Annotated in this window: 1 protein-coding gene; it reads right to left on the bottom strand. The window is 69.8% G+C overall.

Annotated features, from left to right (window positions below; genetic code table 11):
* Positions 1 to 342: 342 nt before the first annotated feature.
* A complete protein-coding gene (locus MU407_RS14035; RefSeq protein ID WP_246958418.1) occupies positions 343 to 696 on the bottom strand; it encodes an ATP-binding cassette domain-containing protein in 354 nt (117 codons plus the stop codon).
* Between the last annotated feature and the right edge of the window lie 126 nt (positions 697 to 822).

The raw sequence follows: 822 nt of genomic DNA, 5'->3' as shown, positions 1-822 counted from the left end.
ATCCTGCGCCCGCTACGAGAAGTGACCATCTCGATCGCCGGCCAGCACATCACCGCCCAGCCAGAAATCACCGACGAGGCCAGAAACCTACTCGACGCGTTGACACACTAAACCAGTGCAAGTCAGGCCCGGGCACGCGGCCGGGCCGGCGCGGGTCCAACTCCCACTGGGCCGGCTCGGCCAGCGGATCCGCCCGGCTCAGTTCCGCGCGCAACAAGACATGCGCGCAGACGTACGCCGCGCGGTCCGCCTCGCGGCGGAACCCTGCCGCCCGCTCACGCTCTGCCGCCGACAAGATCCCCGCAGAGACGGACTGCACCGCACTCACGCGCACCCGGATTTTCACCGACCGACGCTCACCACCACATCGGCGCACTCCGCGGCGAGCTCCTGATCATGGGTGACGACCACGACCACCCGGCCGTCATCCGCCAGGCGCCGGGCGAGCTGTGCGATCGCGAGCATCCCGTCGTGGTCCAGCCCGGAGGTGGGTTCATCGAAGAACACCAGGTCGGCTTCTGCCGCCACCGCCGTCGCCACCGCCAGGCGCTGCCGTTGCCCACCGGAGAGCGACATGGGATGCCGCTCGCCCATGCCGTCGAGCCCGAGCCCCTCCAGCACCCCCTCGGTCTGCCGGTGCCCGGCACCGGTGACCAGCTCGCCCTCCACGGTGTCGGAGAACAGCTGCCGGTTCACCTCGATCTTTCATGGTGCTGCTGAGCGGCGGTGTCCGGCGTCGTTGCCGGTGTGCGCGAGCTGATTGTGGCATGAGGGTGTGACGGTCCGCCGCGTGTCGGTCGCGGTGGTCGGGCGTTCCGGTGC

It is taken from the genome of Brachybacterium sp. Marseille-Q7125, from assembly GCF_023062615.1.
Taxonomy (GTDB): domain Bacteria; phylum Actinomycetota; class Actinomycetes; order Actinomycetales; family Dermabacteraceae; genus Brachybacterium.
Note: the sequence above shows the minus strand (reverse complement) of the source record. Positions and strands in the feature narration are given on the sequence as shown.